31 protein-coding genes are annotated in these 22,282 nt (G+C 54.4%); 30 read left to right on the plus strand and 1 reads right to left on the minus strand.

Annotated features, from left to right (window positions below):
- Positions 1-230 precede the first annotated feature (230 nt).
- Both helD and KXU80_RS02730 read left to right on the plus strand, forming a co-directional pair.
- The gene (helD, locus tag KXU80_RS02725) at positions 231-2,630 is read left to right on the plus strand and encodes an RNA polymerase recycling motor HelD (RefSeq protein WP_258171214.1); all 2,400 of its coding nucleotides are present in this window, start codon (positions 231-233) and stop codon (positions 2,628-2,630) included.
- A gap of 31 nt (positions 2,631-2,661) precedes the next feature.
- Positions 2,662-3,099: a GNAT family N-acetyltransferase gene (locus tag KXU80_RS02730; protein WP_219836767.1), complete on the plus strand. Its 438-nt coding sequence runs from the start codon at positions 2,662-2,664 to the stop codon at positions 3,097-3,099.
- Positions 3,100-3,178: 79 nt separating this feature from the next.
- Here KXU80_RS02730 and KXU80_RS02735 read toward each other — a convergent pair whose 3' ends face one another.
- Positions 3,179-4,366: an MFS transporter gene (locus tag KXU80_RS02735; protein ID WP_219836768.1), complete on the minus strand. Its 1,188-nt coding sequence runs from the start codon at positions 4,364-4,366 to the stop codon at positions 3,179-3,181.
- 173 nt (positions 4,367-4,539) lie between these two features.
- Between KXU80_RS02735 and KXU80_RS02740 the strand changes: the two genes are divergently transcribed.
- The 28 genes from KXU80_RS02740 (at position 4,540) to KXU80_RS02870 (ending at position 22,274) form a co-directional block, all read left to right on the plus strand.
- On the plus strand, positions 4,540-5,118 hold the full coding sequence (locus KXU80_RS02740) for a TetR/AcrR family transcriptional regulator (protein WP_219836769.1): 579 nt from the start codon (positions 4,540-4,542) through the stop codon (positions 5,116-5,118).
- 137 nt (positions 5,119-5,255) lie between these two features.
- Positions 5,256-5,921 carry a TVP38/TMEM64 family protein gene (locus KXU80_RS02745; RefSeq protein WP_219836771.1) on the plus strand — a complete coding sequence of 222 codons (666 nt, stop codon included), beginning with the start codon at positions 5,256-5,258 and terminating at the stop codon, positions 5,919-5,921.
- A gap of 116 nt (positions 5,922-6,037) precedes the next feature.
- On the plus strand, positions 6,038-6,901 hold the full coding sequence (locus KXU80_RS02750) for an HAD family hydrolase (RefSeq protein ID WP_219836772.1): 864 nt from the start codon (positions 6,038-6,040) through the stop codon (positions 6,899-6,901).
- A 22-nt stretch (positions 6,902-6,923) separates the two neighbouring features.
- A complete protein-coding gene (locus KXU80_RS02755) occupies positions 6,924-7,658 on the plus strand; it encodes a DUF7683 domain-containing protein (protein ID WP_219836773.1) in 735 nt (244 codons plus the stop codon).
- Between the two features lie 82 nt (positions 7,659-7,740).
- Positions 7,741-8,001 (plus strand): DUF2164 domain-containing protein, encoded by a 261-nt coding sequence (locus KXU80_RS02760; protein ID WP_308858173.1) that lies wholly within the window; start codon positions 7,741-7,743, stop codon positions 7,999-8,001.
- A gap of 14 nt (positions 8,002-8,015) precedes the next feature.
- On the plus strand, positions 8,016-8,234 hold the full coding sequence (locus KXU80_RS02765; RefSeq protein ID WP_219836774.1) for a helix-hairpin-helix domain-containing protein: 219 nt from the start codon (positions 8,016-8,018) through the stop codon (positions 8,232-8,234).
- A 109-nt stretch (positions 8,235-8,343) separates the two neighbouring features.
- Positions 8,344-8,820, plus strand: coding sequence for a GNAT family N-acetyltransferase (locus tag KXU80_RS02770; protein ID WP_219836775.1), 477 nt, complete (start codon positions 8,344-8,346; stop codon positions 8,818-8,820).
- A 61-nt stretch (positions 8,821-8,881) separates the two neighbouring features.
- Entirely contained in the window at positions 8,882-9,382 is a 501-nt protein-coding gene (locus KXU80_RS02775) for an NUDIX domain-containing protein (protein ID WP_219836776.1), read from the plus strand.
- A gap of 122 nt (positions 9,383-9,504) precedes the next feature.
- A complete protein-coding gene (gene pheA, locus KXU80_RS02780) occupies positions 9,505-9,786 on the plus strand; it encodes a chorismate mutase (protein WP_219836777.1) in 282 nt (93 codons plus the stop codon).
- Between the two features lie 31 nt (positions 9,787-9,817).
- Positions 9,818-10,114: a hypothetical protein gene (locus KXU80_RS02785; protein ID WP_219836778.1), complete on the plus strand. Its 297-nt coding sequence runs from the start codon at positions 9,818-9,820 to the stop codon at positions 10,112-10,114.
- Between the two features lie 15 nt (positions 10,115-10,129).
- The gene (locus KXU80_RS02790; protein WP_219836779.1) at positions 10,130-10,852 is read left to right on the plus strand and encodes a metallophosphoesterase family protein; all 723 of its coding nucleotides are present in this window, start codon (positions 10,130-10,132) and stop codon (positions 10,850-10,852) included.
- 1 nt (position 10,853) lies between these two features.
- On the plus strand, positions 10,854-11,402 hold the full coding sequence (locus KXU80_RS02795; RefSeq protein WP_219836780.1) for an NUDIX hydrolase: 549 nt from the start codon (positions 10,854-10,856) through the stop codon (positions 11,400-11,402).
- A 245-nt stretch (positions 11,403-11,647) separates the two neighbouring features.
- Positions 11,648-11,893, plus strand: coding sequence for a hypothetical protein (locus tag KXU80_RS02800; RefSeq protein ID WP_219836781.1), 246 nt, complete (start codon positions 11,648-11,650; stop codon positions 11,891-11,893).
- Entirely contained in the window at positions 11,890-12,435 is a 546-nt protein-coding gene (locus tag KXU80_RS02805; protein ID WP_219836782.1) for a GrpB family protein, read from the plus strand. Before KXU80_RS02800 ends, KXU80_RS02805 begins: the two co-directional genes overlap by 4 nt.
- Positions 12,436-12,945, plus strand: coding sequence for a GNAT family N-acetyltransferase (locus KXU80_RS02810; protein WP_219836783.1), 510 nt, complete (start codon positions 12,436-12,438; stop codon positions 12,943-12,945).
- Between the two features lie 42 nt (positions 12,946-12,987).
- The gene (locus KXU80_RS02815; protein ID WP_219836784.1) at positions 12,988-13,500 is read left to right on the plus strand and encodes a GNAT family N-acetyltransferase; all 513 of its coding nucleotides are present in this window, start codon (positions 12,988-12,990) and stop codon (positions 13,498-13,500) included.
- Between the two features lie 24 nt (positions 13,501-13,524).
- On the plus strand, positions 13,525-14,001 hold the full coding sequence (locus tag KXU80_RS02820; RefSeq protein ID WP_258171215.1) for a class I SAM-dependent methyltransferase: 477 nt from the start codon (positions 13,525-13,527) through the stop codon (positions 13,999-14,001).
- A complete protein-coding gene (locus KXU80_RS27770) occupies positions 13,959-14,240 on the plus strand; it encodes a hypothetical protein (protein WP_258171216.1) in 282 nt (93 codons plus the stop codon). Before KXU80_RS02820 ends, KXU80_RS27770 begins: the two co-directional genes overlap by 43 nt.
- Before the next feature lie 66 nt (positions 14,241-14,306).
- A complete protein-coding gene (locus KXU80_RS02825; RefSeq protein WP_219836785.1) occupies positions 14,307-14,969 on the plus strand; it encodes an HAD family hydrolase in 663 nt (220 codons plus the stop codon).
- Between the two features lie 54 nt (positions 14,970-15,023).
- Positions 15,024-15,473 (plus strand): GNAT family N-acetyltransferase, encoded by a 450-nt coding sequence (locus tag KXU80_RS02830; protein ID WP_219836786.1) that lies wholly within the window; start codon positions 15,024-15,026, stop codon positions 15,471-15,473.
- 181 nt (positions 15,474-15,654) lie between these two features.
- Positions 15,655-16,908, plus strand: a complete 1,254-nt coding sequence (locus KXU80_RS02835; RefSeq protein WP_219836787.1) for a DNA polymerase IV — start codon at positions 15,655-15,657, stop codon at positions 16,906-16,908.
- Positions 16,905-17,429 carry a YhjD family protein gene (locus tag KXU80_RS02840; RefSeq protein ID WP_219836788.1) on the plus strand — a complete coding sequence of 175 codons (525 nt, stop codon included), beginning with the start codon at positions 16,905-16,907 and terminating at the stop codon, positions 17,427-17,429. Before KXU80_RS02835 ends, KXU80_RS02840 begins: the two co-directional genes overlap by 4 nt.
- Positions 17,430-17,561: 132 nt before the next feature.
- Entirely contained in the window at positions 17,562-17,732 is a 171-nt protein-coding gene (locus KXU80_RS02845) for a VOC family protein (RefSeq protein ID WP_219836789.1), read from the plus strand.
- A gap of 82 nt (positions 17,733-17,814) precedes the next feature.
- Positions 17,815-18,300: a DUF4362 domain-containing protein gene (locus KXU80_RS02850; protein ID WP_219836790.1), complete on the plus strand. Its 486-nt coding sequence runs from the start codon at positions 17,815-17,817 to the stop codon at positions 18,298-18,300.
- Positions 18,301-18,367: 67 nt separating this feature from the next.
- On the plus strand, positions 18,368-19,633 hold the full coding sequence (locus KXU80_RS02855; RefSeq protein WP_219836791.1) for an MFS transporter: 1,266 nt from the start codon (positions 18,368-18,370) through the stop codon (positions 19,631-19,633).
- Positions 19,634-19,684: 51 nt separating this feature from the next.
- On the plus strand, positions 19,685-20,035 hold the full coding sequence (locus KXU80_RS02860) for a hypothetical protein (protein ID WP_219836792.1): 351 nt from the start codon (positions 19,685-19,687) through the stop codon (positions 20,033-20,035).
- A 217-nt stretch (positions 20,036-20,252) separates the two neighbouring features.
- On the plus strand, positions 20,253-21,008 hold the full coding sequence (locus KXU80_RS02865; RefSeq protein WP_219836793.1) for a class I SAM-dependent methyltransferase: 756 nt from the start codon (positions 20,253-20,255) through the stop codon (positions 21,006-21,008).
- A gap of 288 nt (positions 21,009-21,296) precedes the next feature.
- Positions 21,297-22,274, plus strand: coding sequence for a methylenetetrahydrofolate reductase (locus tag KXU80_RS02870; RefSeq protein ID WP_258171217.1), 978 nt, complete (start codon positions 21,297-21,299; stop codon positions 22,272-22,274).
- The last annotated feature ends 8 nt before the right edge of the window (positions 22,275-22,282 follow it).

The raw sequence follows: 22,282 nt of genomic DNA on the forward strand, positions 1-22,282 counted from the left end.
TCATCGCAGCCCTTTCTCTAAATCAAAAAAACCCTCATTTCCTCGAACAGAGGGAAGAAGGGATCGCACTTACATATTGATTTTCAGTATGTAGTTTGTTAAAATCGAAAGAGCATTGTTGAGGAAGAACCATTTAACCGCAATTATCCAAAATAATTATATCACAGTGAACCTTGCGAAGTCAACCTCTGGTTTGCCTAAAGTTGATGAAAAGAGAGGGTGGATTTAACGTGAGTGAGAAACACGAATTATGGTCGCACGAGCAGCGACGCGTTGATGATGTCGTGCGCCAAATTGATACACGAATTGAAGCGCTGGAGCTGCAAACCTCGGATACGCATTTGGAAATGGTCGATATCCGCAAAAACTTCTGGGACGACGTTACCGTGAACCTGGAAGATTCCGCGGAAATGGCTGAAACGTTCGCCAGCCTCAAGCAGCAGGCGGAAATTCTCTCTGAGCGGGAGCGGACGCATCGACATGCGGCACAGCAATTAAAAACCTTGCGGAAGCTGCAGTCCTCGCCGTATTTTGGACGGATCGATTTTCGCCAAGCAAGCGAAGGGGCTCCTGTCGATCAAGTCTATCTCGGCATTGCTTCCGTCCGGGATAGCAGCGACGAGGATTATTTAATTTATGATTGGCGGGCGCCGATTGCCAGTCTTTACTACGATTATCCGCCGGGTCCGGCGGAGCTGAAGACGCCTGATGGTCTTGTCACTGGCGAGCTGCTGCTGAAGCGTCAATTCGTCATTCGAGAAGGCGAAATCATCAGCTTGTTCGATACGGGCGTCACGATCGGCGATGAGCTGCTGCAGGAGGTACTGGGCAAGCAATCTGATGCACAGATGAGAAGCATCGTCGGCACGATCCAGCGGGAGCAGAACTGCATTATTCGGAACGAACACAGCCGTCTGCTGGTCGTTCAAGGCGCCGCTGGGAGCGGCAAAACTTCGGCGGCATTGCAGCGCGTAGCGTATTTGCTCTATCGGTTCCGCGGAACGCTGACGGCGGATCAGATCGTGTTGTTTTCGCCGAATCCGATGTTCAACAGCTACGTAGCTACGGTTCTTCCAGAGCTTGGCGAAGAAAACATGCAGCAGGCTACATTTCAAGACTATCTAGCCGTACGGATCGGGCGTGCGTTCAAGCTCGAGAATCCCTATACGCAGCTGGAATATGCCTTAACCTCAGTCGAGGATACCGCTTACGATGCGCGTATGTCGGGCATTCGCTTCAAGGCGACGACGGACTATGTCGCGCTGATTGACCGTTACATGGGTTATTTGGGCGGGCAGGGGCTTGTTTTCCGCGACGTCACATTCAGAGATGAGACGCTTGCTTCGGCCGCCGAAATCGGCGATTATTTTTATGGGCTTGATTCCGCTATTGCCGTGCCCAATCGCATGCGGTTGACGGCTGAATGGCTGCTAGGTCTTCTGAAAACAAGGCATCGCTCAGCGCTGGAGGAGACTTGGGTCGACGAGGCGGTAGAGCTGCTCGACAAAGATACGTACATGAAAGCTTACCAGACCTTAAGACGTCAAAATCGGAGCCTTCGGGATGATTCCTTCGACGATTTCGACCGGGAGCGGGAGCTGCTTGGTCAATATGTCGTGCAGGAAGCCGTCAAGCCGGTGCGTTCACGCATTCGTAAGCTTGCTTTCGTGGATGTGCGTTCGACGTTCCTGCAGCTCTTCCGTGATCCGGCATTGGGAGCGGAATTGGCGGTACAACAGGGCGTGAAGCTTCCATCGGATTGGCAGGCGATCTGCCAAAACACCTACGAGCGCTTGGTCCGTAAGGAGATGGCCTACGAGGATGCAACGCCGTTCCTGTATGTGGTGGAGCGCCTTCGAGGGTTTCAAACGAACACCTCCGTTCGGCATGTGCTGATTGACGAAGCCCAGGATTATACGGCTTTCCAATTTGCTTATTTGAAACGGCTGTTCCCGTTCAGCCGCATTACTGCACTTGGAGATCTTAATCAGTCCATCAATGCCCACGCGGATGCGAGTGCGAGCACCGGTTTCGTTGCGCTTGCGTCGCTGTACCCCGCCGAGGAGACCGAGACTGTCGTGCTGAAGCAGAGCTACCGTTCGACCAGACCCATCGTAGAATTCACGAGCAAGCTCATTCCGGGCGGCAATGAGATTCAGCCGTTCAACCGCGACGGCGCGAGGCCGACGCTGCGGATTGCGTCTAATGCCGAAGCTCTTCACAGTCTGATCCGAGAGCGGATCACGGTGCTCGCTGCCGAAGGGAACCGGACCATCGCCCTCATATGCAAAACCGCCGCCCAGAGCGCGGAAGCTTATGAAGCGCTGAAGGACATGGCTTCGCTTCGCCTGATCAAGACCGAGACGTCTACATTCGAACCGGGTATTGTTGTTATCCCTTCTTATTTGGCGAAAGGCGTCGAGTTCGATGCGGTGCTTGTCTACGATGCCTCGTCTTCGCCGTCAGGCTACAGCAAGGAGAGCGAGCGGCGGCTGTTCTATACGGTGTGTACCCGCGCGATGCACGAGCTTCATTTGTTCGCCGAACGCGAAGCCGGTCCTTTCCTGCAAGGAGAAGCTCGAATGTTCTACGACGTGAAGGATCAGACCGCAGATCTGCAAATGCAATAGATGGGGAATAGATGGGGAAGAGGTTGTCAACATGGAATACTTGAAAATCACTACGAACGAACAATTGGAAGAAGCGATCGCCGTCCGGTTTGAGGTGTTCGTTAACGAACAGAAGGTGCCCGCGGATTTGGAGCGGGACGAGTACGACGATTCGCCGGCTTCGTGTCATCACTTCATCGTGAAAGACGATGGACGGGCGATTGCTGCAGGCAGGTGGAAGACGTATGAGCCAGGCGTAGCCAAGCTGCAGCGCATCGCTGTGCTGCTGCCCTACCGGGGGACCGGTGTCGGCCGTCAGCTTATTGCTTTCATAGAGGAACACGCGAAATCGAGTGGTTATACGGCAGCCATACTAGGAGCGCAGTGCTCTGCGGAAGGCTTCTACAGGAAGCTTGGCTACACGACAGTGTCCGCCGAGCCGTACATGGACGCGGGCATTCCGCACGTGGATATGCGTAAGACGCTGTAACGAGCACGTTATAGGAACAGGGGCAGCCCCTTCTCGGAAGAGGAGGGGCTGCTTTTTGCTGCGCCTTGAAATTGTGACATTAGGATTTGCGGTCCGTGAAGAAGTAAACGAAGGCCGCAAATGGCAGCAGCGCTCCGATCCATGCGGTAGTCGTCCATCCCGCGTGCGCATAGGCCAAGCCGCCTATGAACGAGCCGACAGCCCCGCCGATGAAGAAGATGGCCATGAAAAGGCCGTTGAGTCGCCCCCTTGTTTCTTGGCCGAGCGAATAAATCGCCCGTTGGCTGGCAACGAGATTTCCGGATACCGCCATGTCTAGCATAATCGCCGCAAGCAGAAGCAGCGCGACCGATACGTGCGGATTGGCATGAACAAGCGCCAAGATAATGAAAGACGCAACGGCGAGGGATATGGCGCCCAGCGTAATCGAGCGCGTCCGACCTTTATCCGCCAATCTTCCGGCGATTGGAGCAGCTACAGCGCCTGCCACGCCGACCAAAGCAAACAGCGCTATTTCTTTCTGGGACAAGCCGTATACTTGCGTCAATCGTATGGGAACCGTCGTCCAGAATAGACTGAATGCCGCGAACAGGCAAGCCTGATAGAACGCTCGGCGCCTTAGAATTGGCGTTTTTATGAATAATTTACATAGGGAAGCAACCAGTTGCCCGTAATGCAGGCTGCTTGCTGGCCGTCGTACGGGCAGCATGAAGGCTAGCAAAATCCCTAACAAGGCCATCAGCGCGGCAGAAATAGCGAAGATCGCGTTCCACCCCCAGACGCCGGCAACCAAACTCGCGGCAGGACGTGCCAGCATGATTCCGAGCAAGAGTCCGCTCATGACATTGCCAACAACTCGGCCCCGCTGTTCTTCAGTTGATAAATAAGAAGCGAAGGGTACTAGAATCTGCGCAACGACTGAGCCCAATCCGATCATTAGCGACGCGGTCATGAACATCAGCGACCCGGAAGCAAAAGCAGCCCCGCACAAAGCGAGTACGATAAATGCAACCATGGCCACGATCAGCCGGCGATTCTCGAGCATGTCACTTAACGGAACGATAAAGAGCAGGCCTGCGACATAACCGATTTGCGTGATGGTGACAATAAGTCCGGCCGCTCCCGGCGCGATGCTGAGGTCGGCGCTGATCAGGCCGACAAGCGTTTGGGAGTAATACAGGTTAGCAACAACAAGACCGCATGCTGCAGCCAATAAGAACATGATTCCCGCGGAGATTCGCTTATTCTCCGGACGTGGTTGACTCATTCGTATCATCCTTCCTCTTAGTATCGCCAGTGAGGGCAATAACTGAACGATGCGTTTACTTATTGGAATGGAATAAATATATACTGAACGTACCGTTTTGTAAATAACCAACTTTATTTAGCCTTGGAAAATGAATATACTAGCTATAGGAAATAGCTGGGTGAAGGAGAGACATGATGCCAAGCAGAGGCAGGCCGCGAAATCCGATTACGCAAACATCCATTTTAACGGCTTCGTATGAGCTTCTTTTGGAAAGTGGATTTAAAGGCGTGACCGTTGAGAAGATTGCAGAACGCGCCGAGGTTAGCAAAGCGACCATTTATAAATGGTGGCCCAACAAAGCAGCCGTGGTGATGGATGGTTTTTTGGCTGCGGCCACAAATCGACTTCCTGTCCCCGATACGGGCAGCGTCTTCGAAGACGTGCTTATTCACGCAACGAACCTGTGCAGATTCATGGAAAGTCAACAAGGCAGAATAATCGCCGAAATTATCGGAGAAGGTCAGCAAGATAAGGTCTTAATGGAAGCTTGTCGATCCCGCTATATACATCCCCGTAGATCCGAGGCGGTTATGATGATGAGCCGGGGCATAGAACGAGGGGAGCTGCGCAAAGAGCTGGATTTGGCGATTTGCGTTGACTTGCTTTACGGGCCAATTTTTTACCGTATGCTGGTCACAGGTGAGCCGCTGCGCGATGAGTTTGTGAAACAGCTGGTCGAGGCCGCCTTTCGCGGTCTTCAGCCTTCGTAAAGGCATGTTCAGGCCTCGCGAAGTCGCAGTCATTTAATAGAAGTAGGATTTGCGCTGTTCGTTCGTTTTATTCCGAGGCATATCCGTTTCCTTCCAGTAGATTACAGATACATATCGACAAGTGTTAGGAGACGCGGATGAGTAAAGATACAAGGCAAGTCGGAACCGCATTCAGGAGCAGCGCAGCTAGAGTAAGGCGCGGATTGCTTCTGCTTTTCTATCTCGGTATCGTGAGCGCGGTGTGGCTGAACAAAAGCAGCCTGCTCCTATGGATGAAAGGAGGCACTGTGCCGCTTGCGCTCATTCTGCTGCTCGTCGCCTTATTGGCATGCATCCCCGTTATCCCGTTCAGCGTCGTCATCGGCACAATGGGGTTTCTATACGGACCGCTGAGCGGCGCGCTGATCAGTCTGCTCGGTGCGTGGCTTGCCGCGCTGCTCATGTACGGGCTGTTCCGGTATGCACTGCGCGAGCGGGGACGGGCCATGCTTCGTCGTTACCGACTGACGGAGCGTTGGACGTCGATGGTGGAGCAGCATCCGTTTCGATCCATTCTGCTGGCGCGGCTTATGCCGATTCTGCCCCAAACGGCAGTGAATATTTACGCGGCAATTGTGTCTATTCCTTTGCTGAGCTATGCCGCAGCTTCCTTGCTCGGCAAAATTCCGGCGATGCTTATCTTCGCCTTTATCGGCGACGGAATTTCGGAGGGTTGGCGCTCGGTGCTGCCGGCTGCAGCGGTCTATGCGGGCTTCCTGCTCGCAGTGTATACGGCTTATCGCGTGTGGAAGCGGAGCAGCTAGATTAGTCGTTAGGATGATCGAAAGGCTGGAATGCCTGTAAATGCAACATTTTTCCACTTCAGGGCGTACATTTGAATAGGTTCGGCATTATGTCAATACAAGCAAAGGAGTCCTGCATGCGCACACTCTATGTTTCCGATTTGGACGGTACGCTGCTAAACGACAATCAGACCGTGAACGCAGAAACGGCCGGCATCCTGAATGACTTGATCGACCGAGGTCTTCCATTTACGATCGCGACGGCCCGTTCATGGGAATCCACGCGTGACCTTATGAAAGGCATTCATTTGAAGTTGCCGGTTGTGCTCATCAATGGCGTCTTTATTTATGATACCGGGCTCAGCAAGCATCTCCGTGCAAATTACCTGCCTCGCGAACGTGGTGAGCGAATCATCCGCGCGTATCTGGAAGCCGGGCTGAATCCGCTCATGTACACGGTCGACCGAGATGGTCAGTCCCGCATCTATTACCGAGGGGTCTTCAATCCTAGCGAAGCGCACTACATCGTCAATCGGCTGAGCGGCGGAGATGCCCGTTTCAGGCTCGTCGACAGTTACGAGGAATGCCTGGATGAATCAATCATTACGATAAACGCCATCGATGTGCCGGAACGACTGCAAGCGACGAACGACAGGTTCAAGCAGGACGCGGCCTGCATCTGCCACTATGGTCCCGATATTTACACCCCCGGTTACCACTGGCTCGAGATCGCAAGCTATCTGGCGACTAAGCGGGAAGCGGTGCTTGATTTGAAGGCCCGATACGGGTTTGACAGACTCGTCTGCTTCGGTGATAACTTGAACGACTTGCCGATGTTCGAAGCGGCTGACGAGAAATACGCCGTGCGCAACGCGCACGAATTAGTGAAGCTTGCGGCGGACCGGTTGATCGGAAGCAATAATGAGAATGGCGTCCCGCGCTTTCTTCAGTCGGCCTTTTCGCAATCCGGGCCTTATCCGTTTAATAGAAGGTCAATTTGATTGAAGAAAATGAGGCATGCGTATGTTTTATTGGCGGGTCAGCAAACATAATCCTTCCGAGCGGGATTCCAGCGGCGCTAAAATGAAGCAGGACAGGACGAGCCCGCCGGAGAGCAGTCGTCTTAGCGAGAGCGAGCCGCTTACGATGGAGGCTTATGTTCAAGCGGAAGCGGCATACGTCGACACAGTACAGGCTTTCCTTCGTGAATCGGATGTGGACGAAGTGCGCGTCATCAACCCGACCGCTCACTTGCGGAGCAAGGTGGATCCCTTATTCGAAGCTAGATTCGCGGATATTCATCTTCAGGATGACCAGCTCGTAGACGCCGCGAGGATCGCGGACATTTGCAGCATGGCTTACCGGAGTATCATTTGGTGCATGCTGGTACGCCGCAATCGTTTCTTCGTGCATTTCGGCTACGACGACTGTCTCTATATCGGCAGCAGCAGGCCATGCCGGGATGCTGTGCGCTTTGCCAGGCAGCAGGGGCTGTACGTGGATGAGTGCGTATCGCCGTACTTAAGCAGCAGTGATGCCAGATCTTTATTTTGGACGCGAAAAGGCGAATTAACGATCGAGGGCGAAGAAGAACTGGTATCGGTGTCGCTCAATCAGCTTCGTATGCTTTTTGGGCTTTCGAAGGATCATCCCGTGACCGGTCATTTCACATTGTCGGAGAGACACGCGGAAGCCGTCGGCCAATGGGTATCGCATGCTATCGACTTGGAGAGCTGCGAGTATTACATCGCGGACTAGGTGCCGTGGAAGAGGGCAGGTGATAGCTTGAATATTGTTTGGCCGAAGGAAAAAATAGTTGTCCCACAATCAGGAGGGTTACATGATGTTCACATCCATTAAACTGCCGCGGGAGCAGAAGGAAGCGCTGATCCGCAGCCTGCAGACCTACTTCGAGGAGGAACGCTCCGAGACGATCGGCGAATTGGGCGCCGAGACGCTGATCGACTTCATGATCGGCGAGCTTGGTCCTTACATGTATAACCAAGCACTCGCAGATGCTCGGAAATTGATTCAAGAGAAGATGGCTCAGATTGACGATGAATTGTACGCGATCGAGAAGCCCATTCGCACAATCCGCTAGAATGGAGGGACGGCATGCAGAGAGAGCAAGGCAATCAACAGAAGCAGGATTTTCCGGGCGGGCTGGCCAAGCCCGCCCACCGCGCACTGGCAAACGCCGGGCTGTCCAGCCTGGCGGATGTCTCGCGAATGAGCGAGCACGATTTCAAGAAGCTCCATGGCATCGGTCCGAATGCGCTCGAGAAAATCCGCCAAGCGATGAAGGCGAAAGGGTTGTCCTTCTCCGAGCAGTAGGGTCGGAGAAGGTTATGCGAAGCTGGATCATAGATCCCTTCGATTTTGCAGCAGCAGGAGGGCCAGGCAAGCAGATGCCGCGGCACTCCTCGATAAAGGGGGAGCAGGCATGTTTACGCATCGGTCCTTAATGGGCGAGGATCTCAGATGGATCGCTTCGTTCCCGCAATCCGCGGATGAATTGTTTTATGTCAGTCCGAGGTTTCACTATCCGCTGACGCCGGATCAAATCATGAAGCTGCTTGAGTACCGGCGCTTGCCAACCGTTGTAATCGACGCGGCGACAGGACATACGGCGGGTTACGCCAATTTGTACGACTGTCAGGAAACAAGCTGCTGGCTGGGCAACGTAATTGTGTCTCCGCGCTACCGGGGCCAGGGCGCAGCGGAAGTGCTGCTGAAGACGATGATGCATAAGGCCAAGTCAGAGCTTCACATGCAGAAGCTGCTGCTTTCCTGTCATCAGACTAACGCGCGAGGATTGGCTTTTTATCACAAGCATGGGTTTAAACCGTACGACATGAAACGGATTCCGATGGAAAATAAACGGGACGTCATCACCATTCAGATGGCTATCGATCTGTAGGCGGTCACTTTTATAAATGGCAGCGCTTTCGGAGGGCGGGTAAGCGGCAGGAAGAGGTCGGATGGAAGTAAGACAAATGGCCGTTGCCTATCTATTTCACGGGGATGAGCTGCTGCTCATTAGAAAATCAGGCAGCCGTCTGCACGCGGAGACATATTGGAGCGGGGTTGGCGGGCATATGGAGCCGCATGAGCTGAACAGTCCGCGTGAAGCATGCCTGCGAGAAATTTATGAAGAAGCGGGGATTCAGGCGTCCGAGCTGATTGATTTGAAGCTTCGTTACATCCTGCTGCGGGTGAAAGAAGCCGAGATCAGGCAGCAATACGTGTATTTCGGCCGAACGACCGGACGATCGGTTCGCGCTTCGGACGAGGGGGAGCTGTTCTGGGTTGATCAGGAAGCATGGCCGCAGCTGACTTTTTCCACAATTAATGCCTTCATGCTGGCACATTATCGGGACCATGTAGACGCGGAGCAGGTATTTACCGGCACGATTACGCTTGAGGAAACGGGCCAGCCCGCGATGCAGTGGGCGGAGCTCCGAGATCCGAAGGTGTTCTAGGGGCGGGTGGGGCTTGGGGCGAACGTGAGCTTGCCAATAAAAAGGGAAAGACAGAACGGCCCCCATCAGATACAATATTAGGAAATGATGAACAAGGTCGAACACAATGAGGGAGAGACACGATGACGAAAACCTTGGATCAGCTGCGTGCTGAAATTGACGGACTGAACCTGGAGCTTCTTTACTTGCTCAATAAACGCGCTGAGGTCGCAATTGAGATCGGTCAAGTGAAGAAAGGGATGGCGAAAGAAGTATTCGATCCCGAGCGTGAACGGCATATATTTAACCACCTTAATCAGTTGAACGATGGTCCGCTTACAAACGAAATGGTGCAGAAGATCTTCAAAACGATCATGGACGAAGCTTCCCGTCTGCAGCGTGAAACAATGAACCGGACCGGTTGAACGCTGAATGAAAGGCGGAGGATCGCGATCCATGGCAAGATGGGGTACGGCTGGTCTTGAACTACTGCGGATTTGCTTGCTGCTAGCTGTTGCGCTGTATGTGCTCGATGGCGCGGAACGATATTTGCTTCGCGATATGCCAGGGCAGCCTGCGGCGCATTTGTTGCGGGGACTCGGGAATTTTCTATTCTTCTTCGTGCTGTACAGAAACCGGCTTCAATTCAGGGGCTGGCATTCATCGCCGCGCAATAAGAGGTTAACGCTGCCTGTTACGGCAGTTATGGTGATGGCAGCCATCGCACTCATTCTTGTCCCAACATTCTTGTAGATGGAAGGTGACGGGTTGACACGAATACTCATGATTAGCGATGTTCACGGCTGTGCGGTACAGCTGGACGAGCTGCTGAAGCTTGTAAACTATCGCGCGGATGAGGATCAGCTTATGCTGCTGGGGGATTACGTGGACCGCGGCCCGCAAAGCAAAGAAACCGTAGAACTAGTCATGGAATTGACCAGACAGCCCAATGTCATTGCTCTCCGTGGCAATCATGACCAGCGGTTGGTCGATTTGGCGATATCCCATGATCCTGAAGTTCCAATAAAATTTATGGAACATGGGGGATTGACGACGTTGCAGAGCTATGCCGGGATCCGCAGTGAATCCTTCGATCCGTATGATTTGAAAGAGTTCTCACAGTATTTGAGCGGCAACTATGCGAAGCATATTGCATTTCTCCAAGGGCTGCCGCTCTATCATGAAAATCTCCAACATATTTATGTGCATGCTGGCCTGAATCCGCTGTACGCGAATTGGAAGGAACAGCCGGAGCACGACTTTATGAATATTAAAGGTGAATTCCTTCATGTTAAGACGGTGGTGGACCGACTGGTTATTTTCGGCCATACGCGAACGTCGGAGCTGCAAGACTCTGCCGCCGTTTGGTTCGGAGGCGATAAAATCGGCATTGACGGCGGCTGCGCCTACGGCCAGCAGTTGAATGCTTTAATTTATGAACAAGGTACCTATTCCTCGGCGTTCGTAAGAAACCGAAAGGGAGACGAATGACATGGATGCATTGGACGGCAGGGAATTTCCGACGCTTGCGCGGCCGATTAATTGGGGGCCGGTCACGGCGGTTTTTGCGCGTGCGGAAGACGCGGGCGACGAGTCGCTTGTAAGCAATGTCAGCATCATCCCTTTTGTCGGGAACAAAGTCGTGGTCATTCAGCAGGAGAACGGACGCTGGGAGCTGCCCGGCGGTACGCTTGAAGAAGGGGAGTCCTATTGGGCTGCGCTGCGGCGCGAAATGGCGGAAGAGCTCGGTGCCGAGCTTGTGTCCTACCGGATCTTCGGCTGCTTTCTGTGCGAATCCAGCGCCGCAGCCCCTTATCGGCCGTATATTCCTTATCCTCGATTTCGGCGTGTCGTTGGTTACGGGGAAGTCAGGATCGTCGGCAAACCGCTTAATCCTCCTGACGGCGAGCAGATTGTATGCGTCGAGGCGGTAGAACTCGATGAAGCGGTTCGGAGGCTGCAAGGGAACGGGCGCTTCGAATTGGCGGAGCTGTACCAGCTTGCCTATGCCATTTGTCGGGATCGGGAAGGAATGCGATGAGGCGAGCGGCATGTTCTCCGCTTCTCCTCGGCTGGAATCTCATTCGCAAGAAATCGTTGCGCGGACACGTCGTGTCCATGCCGATAGGCCTATATTTAATGTCATTAATTTCTGTAGTGTTCACTCCCATTCTGAATTCGTTGGGGTACGGCATAGGCTTGCTGGACTGCAGAGGACTTCGGCGGCTCTGGCGCCGGAATGTTAAGCCAGATATGCGCACATATATGCAGTGAAGGGGGAATGACATGCGTTTACGTCAACTGTCAACCGCTGTAGCTGTATCTGCTGCGGTGCCTTTGATCATCTATCTTCTTCTATTAGGCGCGCAAGCTGTAATTAAACATCAGGAGACGGACTTCCAGTACCATGACAGCTATTTCTTGGTCCTCCATGTAGGTTGGGTCGGTTACGGCGCTTGTTTCTTGCTGTGCTTTGCGCTCTATCTGGCTATTTTTGCCGTGTTTCGGGCGATAAGGAGGGCCAGCCGATGAAGGATGCTATTGTCATTGTTCCTTATGACCCCAACTGGAAAGCCGAATTTGCAGAGATCGGCTCCGGGCTTCGCAGGGGCCTGCACGAACACGCGCTTCGCATCGACCATATAGGCTCGACTTCGATTGCCGGTCTGGATGCCAAACCGGTCATTGATATTCAGATATCGATTGCGCTGCTCGAGGATCTGGAGGCCATGTCGGAAGGACTGGCATCGCTTGGCTACGTACGCCGGATGGACAATTTGGATTTATCCAAGCGGTATTTCCGGGAATCGGAAGGGATGCGCCGGACGCATATTCATGTTCGCGAGCAGGGGAGCTTCTCCGAGCAGTTCGCGCTGCTTTTCCGAGATTATGTACGGGCGCACAAGCATGAAGCGAAGCGATATGCGGCAATCAAATACGCGCTGGCTAATTCGCACCGGAATGACCGCGAACGGTACGTGGAGGAGAAAGAGCCCTACATTTGGGATATGATGCGCAGTGCGAGCAGATGGAGCCAGAAAATCGGCTGGAAGCCGGGCGCTTCGGATGCTTAGATGAATGCTGGCCAGAGCAAGCTGCTGCGGGCACAGGGATCGGATAAGAAAGCAGGGGGGATCGCACTGGAAGAGCTCACTTTCGGCTTCGCGGGTAAGGAAGATGCCGCGCTTGCGGCGCGCATGAACCGGCAGTTGATTCTAGACGAGCAAAGCGAGAATCCGATGTCCTTGGACGAGCTGGAGGCACGGATGTTGAAGTTGATGGCGTCGGGCTACACATGCGCGATTCTGCGGCTGGACGCTGCGATTGCCGGCTATGCGCTCTATCAGCTGCGGCGTCATCCCTACGACGCGGAGCGGCAGGAGATTTATCTGCGCCAGTATTATATTGAGCCTGCGTACCGTGGAAGAGGCATTGGGCGGGCGGGTGTTCAGCTGCTGCAGGAGCGGGCTTTTCCTCCCGGCGCGACGGTTATTATTGACGTACTCAGCTCGAACCCCGCCGGCGAGCGTTTCTGGCGGAGCGCGGGATTCGAAGCGTATGCGATCACGATGAGAAAACGCTAGGAGTGAAGACTTATGAAGATCGACCTGCGAGGAGAATCAAACATGCCTACCGAACCTGAACCTGCCACCTTGTTCAAAGAAGTCGACGAGTCGCATCTGCCGAAGATACTAGCCATTTATAACTATTACGTGGAGCATACGACCGTTTCATTTCACACGGAGCCGCTGACGCTGGACGAGATTCGCGTTAACGTCATGAACGCCAGTCCCAAATTCAAAACCTTCGCTATCTTGGAAAGTGATGTACTGATCGGCTATGTGCTCCTCACGCAGCATAAGAACAAGCAGGCTTACGACGTGACGGCGGAAGTTACGGTCTATCTCGATCCGAACCATTTGGGGCGCGGCGTCGGGAGCAAAGCGATCGCTTTCGTGGAGGAGGCCTGCCGTGCAGGTGGATTTCATGTGCTTGTTGCTACGATTTGCACAGAGAATGAACGGAGCATGCGGTTATTCGATCGGCATGGCTATGTGAAGTGCGCGCATTTTCAGGAAGTCGGGCTGAAATTCGGACGGCGGCTGGACATTGCCAGCTATCAGAAAATCATCGGTTAATTGTTCGCAAGGGAGCGTGAAGGCATGGATCGCGTCGCTTATATTCGGGAACAAGAGAAGCAGTACCACGACGATTGCTATGCGCGGAGCAAGCTCTTTGAGCCCGGTTCTTGGCTGCATAAGCCGGTACAGACAGTAATGGAGCTGCTCGAAGCCTTCGACGGCAATGAGGAGCTGACCGTGCTCGACCTGGGCTGCGGCGTCGGCAGAAACAGCATTCCGATTGCGGAATGCTTGATGCATCGCCGGGGCAGCGTCGTCTGCGTGGATGTGCTGGAATCGGCGATTAGCGGACTGACCGCTTACAGCCGGGAGTTCGGCGTGGACGCCTTCATCCGGCCGGTGTTGTCCGGCATAGAAGCGTTCGAGATTGAGCCGGGCGCCTATGATTATATTGTGGCGGTGTCTGCGCTGGAGCATGTCTGCACGATCGATGCGCTGGGGATAAGCTCGCGGAGATGGCTCGAGGGACGAAGGTTAACGGCATTAACTGTTTGGTGATCGGTACGAACCAGCGGGAAACGCTGGTCGCTACGAGCGAAGAGCTCGACCCGTTGTTCGAGATTAACCTGGCGGCGGAGCAGCTGCTGGCGCTATTGGATCGGCAGTATGCGGGCTGGGAAGTGCTGAGGCGGCTCGTTAAACCGCTGGCCTTCGATATTGAACGGCAAGGGCAGCCGGGGAAGCTGACCTCGGATTGCGTGACGCTGGCCGTGAGGAAGCTAACGGCAGAAGTGTGAGCGGCAAGAGGGCGATTCGTGCAAAGCCGGGACGAGGCGTGCATACGGGTGAAGGGAGACTGAACGATGGAGCGGATTAAAGCGGTTTTGTTCGACTTGGACAATACGATCTTGGATCGGACGCGTACGTTCAGCGGATTCGCGGAGGCGTTCCTGACGACGCATTTCGGCCATGTGGAGGATCGGCGGGCGATGCTGCGCCGCATCGTGGAGCTGGACGAGGACGGTTATAAGGACAGGCATGCGCTGTTCACCGAGCTGCTTGATGAACTGCCTTGGCAGGTTCGGCCCCTGCATAGCGAACTGATGGCGCACTGGAAGACGGGCTATGCGAGCAGTTCCGTTCTGGCGGATCAGGCGCGGGAAGTGATCGAGCGCGCGAAGAGCAAATACCGGATCGGGCTCGTCACGAACGGCACGACGCAAGTCCAGTACGGCAAAATCGATCACCTCGGCATCCGGGGCGATTTTGACCTTATCCTCGTGTCGGAGGAGGCGGGCGTGAAAAAGCCGGACGCCCGCATCTTCGGACTGGCGGCCGACGGGCTGGGCGTTCGGCCGGAGGAATGTCTGTTCATCGGCGATCATCCCGTCAATGACATCGAGGGCGCGGCTCGCTGCGGCATGGCGACCATCTGGGTGCAAGCGAATCAGCCTTGGCGGGACGGCCTCGAAGCGAAGCCGCTGCACGCGATCAAGCGATTGAACGAGCTGCTGACGCTGTTATAGAGAAAGCTGCAACACTCGCTGCATGAGATATGGCGAGAGGAGGACGTACCCGCGATGATTCGAATGTTGAAGCCCGGGGAAGCGCCGCCTTATGCGCTGCTTCTGCTTGCTGATCCGGATCGCTCGGTTATTGAAGCCTATGTGCATCGGAGCGTCTGCTTCGTAGCGGAATTGGAGAATGAAACTATTTGCGCCTGTCTGCTGCTGGCCGCTGGACCGGATACGATGGAAATCATAAATATAGCGGTACGCGAGGATCATCAGGGCAGAGGCTTCGGGAAGCGGCTCATCGAGCACGCGGTCCGGTACAGCGCGGAGCTCGGTTATCGGCAGATGCACATTGGAACCGGCAACTCCAGCCTTCAGCAGCTGGCCTTGTACCAGAAATGCGGCTTTCGTATCGTCGGCGTGGAGCCGGATTATTTTATCAAGCATTACGCGGAGCCGATCTACGAGAACGGCATTCCGTGCAGGGATAGGATCCATCTTCGAAAACGGTGGTAAATAGCGGTCGTTCAGCGCTTGCTGTAAGCGCTGGATGCCGCTTTTTTGTTGTTTAGCGGTATGCCAGGGGGCGAAAATAAAAAATGGGCATGCAGGCAGATTTTGACCTTGCATTAAGAGCGTATGTTCGGTATATAATATTTATACGAACATATATTCGCTTTCGTGGAGGGGATCACCGATGTCGAGGCAAATCTTCCTGATCGACGGACAGTCATTCTATGCCTCCCTGGAGAAGGCTGCCCACCCGGAGTATCGCGATAAACCGGTTGCCGTAGGCGATCCGTCAAGGATGAACGGCATTATACTCGCGGCGTGTCCCATCGCCAAGTCCCGCGGCGTGACCACGGCGTCGCGCGTCGGAGAGGCGCTTGCCCGGTGTCCGGAGCTTGTCGTAATCCGGCCCCGGATGGGAACGTATATCCAAATCTCTTTATTGATTACCGAAATTTTTGAATCGTATACGGAGCTGGTGGAGCCTTACAGCATCGATGAGCAGTTTCTCGACGTCACGGGTTCTCTGGAATATTTCGGCTCTCCGGAGGAGCTGGCTGCGTGCATCCAGCACGATGTTCTCCTGTCGACGGGCGTTCTGTCGCGGGTCGGTATCGGACCTACGAAGATTCTGGCCAAGATGGCTACCGACAATTATGCCAAAAAAATACCGGAAGGCGTCTTCGAGCTCTCGTACGACAAGCTGGAATCCACGCTGTGGCAGCTTCCGGTGCATCAGATGTTCATGGTCGCCTCGGCGATGACGCGTCACTTCACCCGGATGGGGTTATCGTATATCGGCGATATCGCCCGTATGGATTTCGGCGAGTTCAAGCGGCGCATGCGGCGCGAGATGGGCAAGCAGAGCGACATTCAGGCGGGTTACTATTGGCAGACGGCACGGGGCATCGACCCGAGCCCCGTGGAAGCGGGCATCCGGCATCAGCTGAAATCCGTCAGCCACGGCAAGGCGCTTCGCTGGAATCTGTACCGCGAGCTGGCGGATATCGAGGTCGTACTGCTGGAATTGGTCGTGGAGGTTTGCCAGCGCACGAGGCGGAATCGATTCCTCGGCGCGGTCGTATCGGTCGCGGCTGCGGAAACCGACGGCGTCCGCTCCAGCTGGTTCAGCCGGCAGATGACACTGCCGCAGCCGACGTCATTGACTCACGAGGTGGCGGCCGCCGTGCTGAAGCTGTTCAAGGCGCACTGGAGCGGGCGGCCCGTGAGCCGGCTCAGTATTGCATTGTCGCAGCTGACGGACGACAGCGCCATTCAGCTGACGCTGTTTGAGGATCGGGCCCGCGCTTACCGCAAGGAACGGGTTATCGACGAGATCAAAGACCGCTACGGGAGCGATGCGATTATGCGCGCCTCCTCGCTGCTGGATGCCGGCGTGGCGCGGGAAAGGGCAGAGCAAATTGGAGGACACTACAAATGAGCAGGCTGGACGGCAACGAACGATGGAAATCCAAGATGTTACTCACCGAGCATGCGGAGCAGTATGACCAGCAGCATGCCGGAGGCGGCGGCCAGGATGCCGCGGCCGCGAAGGCGCCCGTGCCCAAACAGCGCAATATCATTACGATGGAAGAGCGGACGATGCTGCGCGACTATATCTTGCTGCCGCATATGGAGAAGATGGTGGAGAAGAGCATCGCCGACGTGGAGCATACCACGAATATTTTGAAACGCGGGTATTTGATGGCTGGGCAGAAGATTCTGGACCGCATCGTGCAGGATCTGTACGGACTGCGGCGGGAACTGAAGCGGCGCAATATCCGGATTCTGAGTGAGGAGCAGTCGGACTTGGTCGTGTACCACCGGTATTACTGCCGGGGCTACGAGGACCGGTTCGGTATGACGCGCGACGTGATGCGTTCGGAAATCAGCGTGCAGCTGGCCCGATACACGTCGGAGCTTGCCGTGCTGCTTAAGGGAGGGCCGGTGAAATCGAATTGACCGAACGAAGGGCAGGCGCGCTGCGAAATGGATGATCGCAGCGCGGCATACGGGATTCAGCACATTCGCCATAGCCAAACCGTCGATTTTCACTATAATTAAAAGTACTTGATGGGATTTACAAATGTTGGAGTGAATACAACCTATCAGACGCCGTCGGCCATGCTTCCGACCGGGGATCTTGAAGGCGCTTACCGCTTCATGCAGGAACAGGGCGTGGAGCTGGCGAGCGCAATCGAGCATAATCATTGGTTCGTCTTCCGCGACCCGAACAGCAATATGCTGATGGTTGTGCGGGCCTAGAAGGCTTAACAAGTAAGTATTTGGAAATCCACCGAAACTTTCCGGCCGCAGGCTGCGTTGAAATGACAAGAGGTGAAGGCGGATGAAGAAGAAGATACTCCTGCCGTTCTTGCTGGCGGCCGTATTATTGTCGGGCTGTCAGCGATCTGCGTTCGGGAGCGGCGGTGCGGAAGGGTTTCCGATACCAACGAAGCCCTATACCGTGGAGCAGGCTATTCAGAACGGCGACGTCGTGAACGATCACGGCACATACAGAAACCTGGGGAAATGGCGTCAATTTCTGACCGCCGTGAAGAAGCATAGGTTCAAGCATGAGCAGGTGCGCATCACCGAATACTCCCTCGAAGGTGCCCCGATCTTCAGCGAGCTGACGTATGACGGCCAGCGTATTCATTTTACATACGATAACGCCATGGATCCGCTTGGAACGAATCTAGGCAGGCCAAGCGCAGTGTGCGCCGGCGTTGATTTGAAGAGCCAGAACGATGGCCCGAAGACATACCTATTGACGGGGTGCGATACGCAAATCGGCCAATATTTTCAATTTTATGAAGAACCGGAAGACTGAGGTTGAACCGGCAAGCGCCTCCATGTAAGATAAACACATTATATGCAGCAAGAAGAAAGGCACATCGATGTGGACGTATACGGTTAATTTAGTCCGTGATTTATCTCCGGGCGTGAAGCGATTCATTGCAACGGAAAGTTTGTTTGGCATTGGGGCAGGGATATTCAGTCTCATTCTAAATTTGCATTTGCTGGATCTCGGGTTCTCCAAAGGTGCGATTGGACAGATCACCTCACTCGGCGCACTGACGGTCGGCCTGACGAGCTTGCCGGCGGGCTACGTTGTGAAGCGTGTCGGGCGTAAACCGATGCTCGTCGCCGGCATGCTGCTTGCGTTTCTGTCGCTAGTGCTATTCGGCTTCGGAACGACGATGACGGAAGTCACCGCAGCGCAGCTGATCTGGTCGCTTGGCATTACGGCAATCGTAAATTCCGAAATTCAATTAATCTTCCAATATTGCCGAAGCAAGAAGGAAGAGACGAGCGCGTATTCGCTGCTGTTCGCCATGTTTACGTTCTTCACCGGCGTCGGCACGTGGATCGGCGGTTATTTGCCGGATTGGCTCCCTGGGCATTCCACGGTCTATCAATATGCGTTCTTCGTCGCGGGTGGATGCCTCGGCTTGTCCGGCATTTTACGAGGACTGCTGCTCCCGTCCACGAATGCGAGAGCGGATGAGGGTGCAGAAGCGGGAGCTGGCGGAAGCCTCGCGGAGCAGCCAGCTGCGCGGAAGAAAGGGCACTCGTTATACTTCCTGCTCATTCTCTCGCTGCTTATATTTAACGGCGGTTTTACGTTCGGGCTGCTCAGTCCCTTTCTGAATGTCATACTGAAGTTCCGCTTTCATATGGAGGACGGGAATATTTCCGGTTTGCTGGCGCTGTCCGGCTTCTTCTTCTTCGTAGGGTCGATCGCGATGCCTTATCTCGTGGAGAAGTGGGGCAGCCGCAAGACATTCGTCGTGCTGTTTCTCTATAATGTTCTCGTCGTAGCGCTGATGGCGGCCGCCATGCCGGCTGCCGTGTTCGCCGTGCTGCTGCTCCTGCGGGGAACGGGCTTCACGATGCTGAACAATTTAACCGACAGCGAATGCATGTCGGCTGTAGCCGAAGGGGAGCGCAATCTATTCGCGGGTATGCGGACGGTGTCCCGCAGCATCGGCAATACGATCGCATCGTATTGGGCAGGTTATATTTTGGCTGGGAATCATTATTCGCTGCCTTTCATTCTGACAGCTGCGGCTGTGTTGATCGGGTATATCATCTATGCCTGGCTGGTGCAGGGAATGTTGGATCGACGGCTGCAAGAACAGCAAGCGCAAGGACAGGTGTGACGCGAATTTTTTCGAACCGCCGCGAAGGAGGTCATTTGCATAGATCAACGCATGTCTCCTAAGAGAGTCACCCGAAGAGCTTTTCTCAGTAGTGCCGCTAAACTAACCATTGGCATTGGCGGTATACTTACGGGATGTACAGGGTTATTTTATTATGGCGCGGTTACGCATCGTAAAGTCGGCAGCGAAGCGCCTCCGAAGAACATCGTCCTGCTTGGAAAAGCTGCGGATCTGAAGCTCCTTCAGGGCGTGACCGTCTATGATTACGAAGCCGAAATCGTAGATGCATGGTATACGAAACCGGTGAAGGGCTTCGTCTACGTGACGGTTGACGAGGCAGGCAGACTGCTAATTATGTCTCCGACGTGCTCGCATCTGGGCTACGGTAAAGCCAGCCGCTGAGGCCGAACGCAGCGGCGGGATTAAGGGATTGTATTTCCTGTGCCCATGTCACGGCGCGGGCTTTGATAAGGAAGGCCGGGCAGTCTACGCCGTCCAGCAGGGACTGGATACGTTCGAGCCGATTCTATCGGATGGGAACGTATATTTTGATATCATGCAGCCGGTGAAAGGAATAATCGCCGGGGCTTAAGTCATCAAACAAGGAGCGTGCCGGGCAATGAATAGCAAGGAACGATTCTCGGATCGGGTGGATACGTATGTGAAGTTTCGTCCGAGCTATCCGGTGGAGGCCATCGACCATTTGTACGCTGTGGTTGGCTTGCGGCCGGATTCGGTCGTGGCAGACGTGGGTGCAGGAACAGGGATTTTCTCGAAGCTGCTTCTCGAACGAGGAAGCAGCATTATCGCGGTGGAGCCAAACAACGAAATGCGGTCAGCGGCGGAAGCGACCCTGGCGCAGGAATCGAATTTTCTCGCGGTGTGCGGATCAGCCGAGGCGACTACGTTGACGAACCAGTCCGTGGATTTCATCGTATGCGCGCAGGCGTTTCATTGGTTTGACCGGCCGGCGGCGCAAGCGGAGTTTAAACGGATTCTGAAGCCCGGCGGGCAAGCCGTGCTGATCTGGAATTCGCGGCTTACGCAGGGCACTCCGTTCCGAGAGGGATATGACGATCTGCTGCGCAGATTCGCGACCGACTACGAGCAGATGACGCACAAAAACATCTCTTCTGCGGATCTCGCTGCCTTCTTCAAGCCGGAGACGATGCAGGAAGCCCGGTTTACGATGCGTCAAGCGTTCGATTACGAAAGCTTGAAGGGGCGGCTGCAATCTTCCTCCTACAGCCCGATGCCCGGCCATCCGCATTATGAGCCGATGATTGCGGCGCTGCGGGAGCTCTTCGATGCAAATGCGGAGGACGGTAAGATTCAGTTTGACTACGAGACGGAAGTGTATTGGGGCGAGGTTTGATCCCCTGCATGGCCTCAAGCGAGGATAGCAGCCAGCTGGAACGCGGATTGCGCTCTGGCTGGCTGTTGTCTTAGAGAACGATTAACATTCACCCCTAAGGAGGCGAGCATCTGCATGCCGCAAATCTGGTTTGATCCCAGTCTGCTTACAAGGCGCAAGGGGCAGGACGCGCGAGAATCTGCGCATTCCATGTGAGTGTAAGGGTGGAGGGAGCGCGGAAGACGCCATTCCCATTATATAGGTCAAAGGAAACGGGGGTATTGAAGTCGAATAATACGATTACAATGAATGTGGAAATCATCGGGTGAGGACGTGGCGCAGGTGTTGAGAGACAAAATAAAAGCAAAGCAAACCGGGATTTTGACGTATGGCATGACGCCTCCGAAGGCAGATAATACGCCGGAGAAGCTTGCAGAGATTGCACGAAAGCAGTGCGAGCGTATCAATGAGTTACAGATTGACGCCTTGATCCTGTATGACGTCCAAGAGGAAGCGGACCGGATGGAAGAGGAGAGGCCATTCCCTTATACCCAAATGATCGACCCGGTTACCTACAGCGGCACCTATTTTAACCAGCTGACGGTTCCCAAGATCATTTATCGAAGCGTAGGCAAATATACGGAATCGCAGTTCGAGGACTGGCTGAAGACGGGAAGCGAGCAAGAACGGTATTCCGTATTCGTAGGCAGCTCGTCGAGCAAGCAGCAGGTGAATTTGGCGTTAGATGAAGCGTATGCATTAAGCAAGCCATTCCATGACGAGTTGACGCTAGGCGGCGTAGTCATTCCCGAACGGCATATGGTCAAGCATGACGAGCATGTACGGGTCGTCAATAAGATGAAGAACGGATGCAGCTTCTTCGTCTCGCAGGCTACCTATAATGTAGAAGCCTCCAAAAATTTCTTGTCGGATTATTATTATTACTGCACCGCCAATGAACTGGAAATGGTGCCGATCTTATTTAATATTGCGCCTTGCGGTTCCGCGAAAACGCTGGAGTTCATGAAGTGGCTTGGCATCAGCATTCCGAAATGGCTGGAAAACGATCTGAAGTATTCCCATGATGTCTTGGACAAGTCCATCAAGCTGACGCAAAAAATATTCGAAGAGCTGTTGGAGTTCGGAATCGAGAAAGGCATTCCGGTTGGCTGCAGCGTCGAAAGCGTCTCAACAAGGAAGGTGGAGATCGAAGCCTCCATCCAATTGGTGAAGGACATCAAAACCATCATGGACAAGCGGGTAAGCAGTCCTGCGATCATGATCTGATCGTTACT

This window comes from Paenibacillus sp. R14(2021) (genome assembly GCF_019431355.1).
GTDB lineage: Bacteria > Bacillota > Bacilli > Paenibacillales > Paenibacillaceae > Paenibacillus_Z.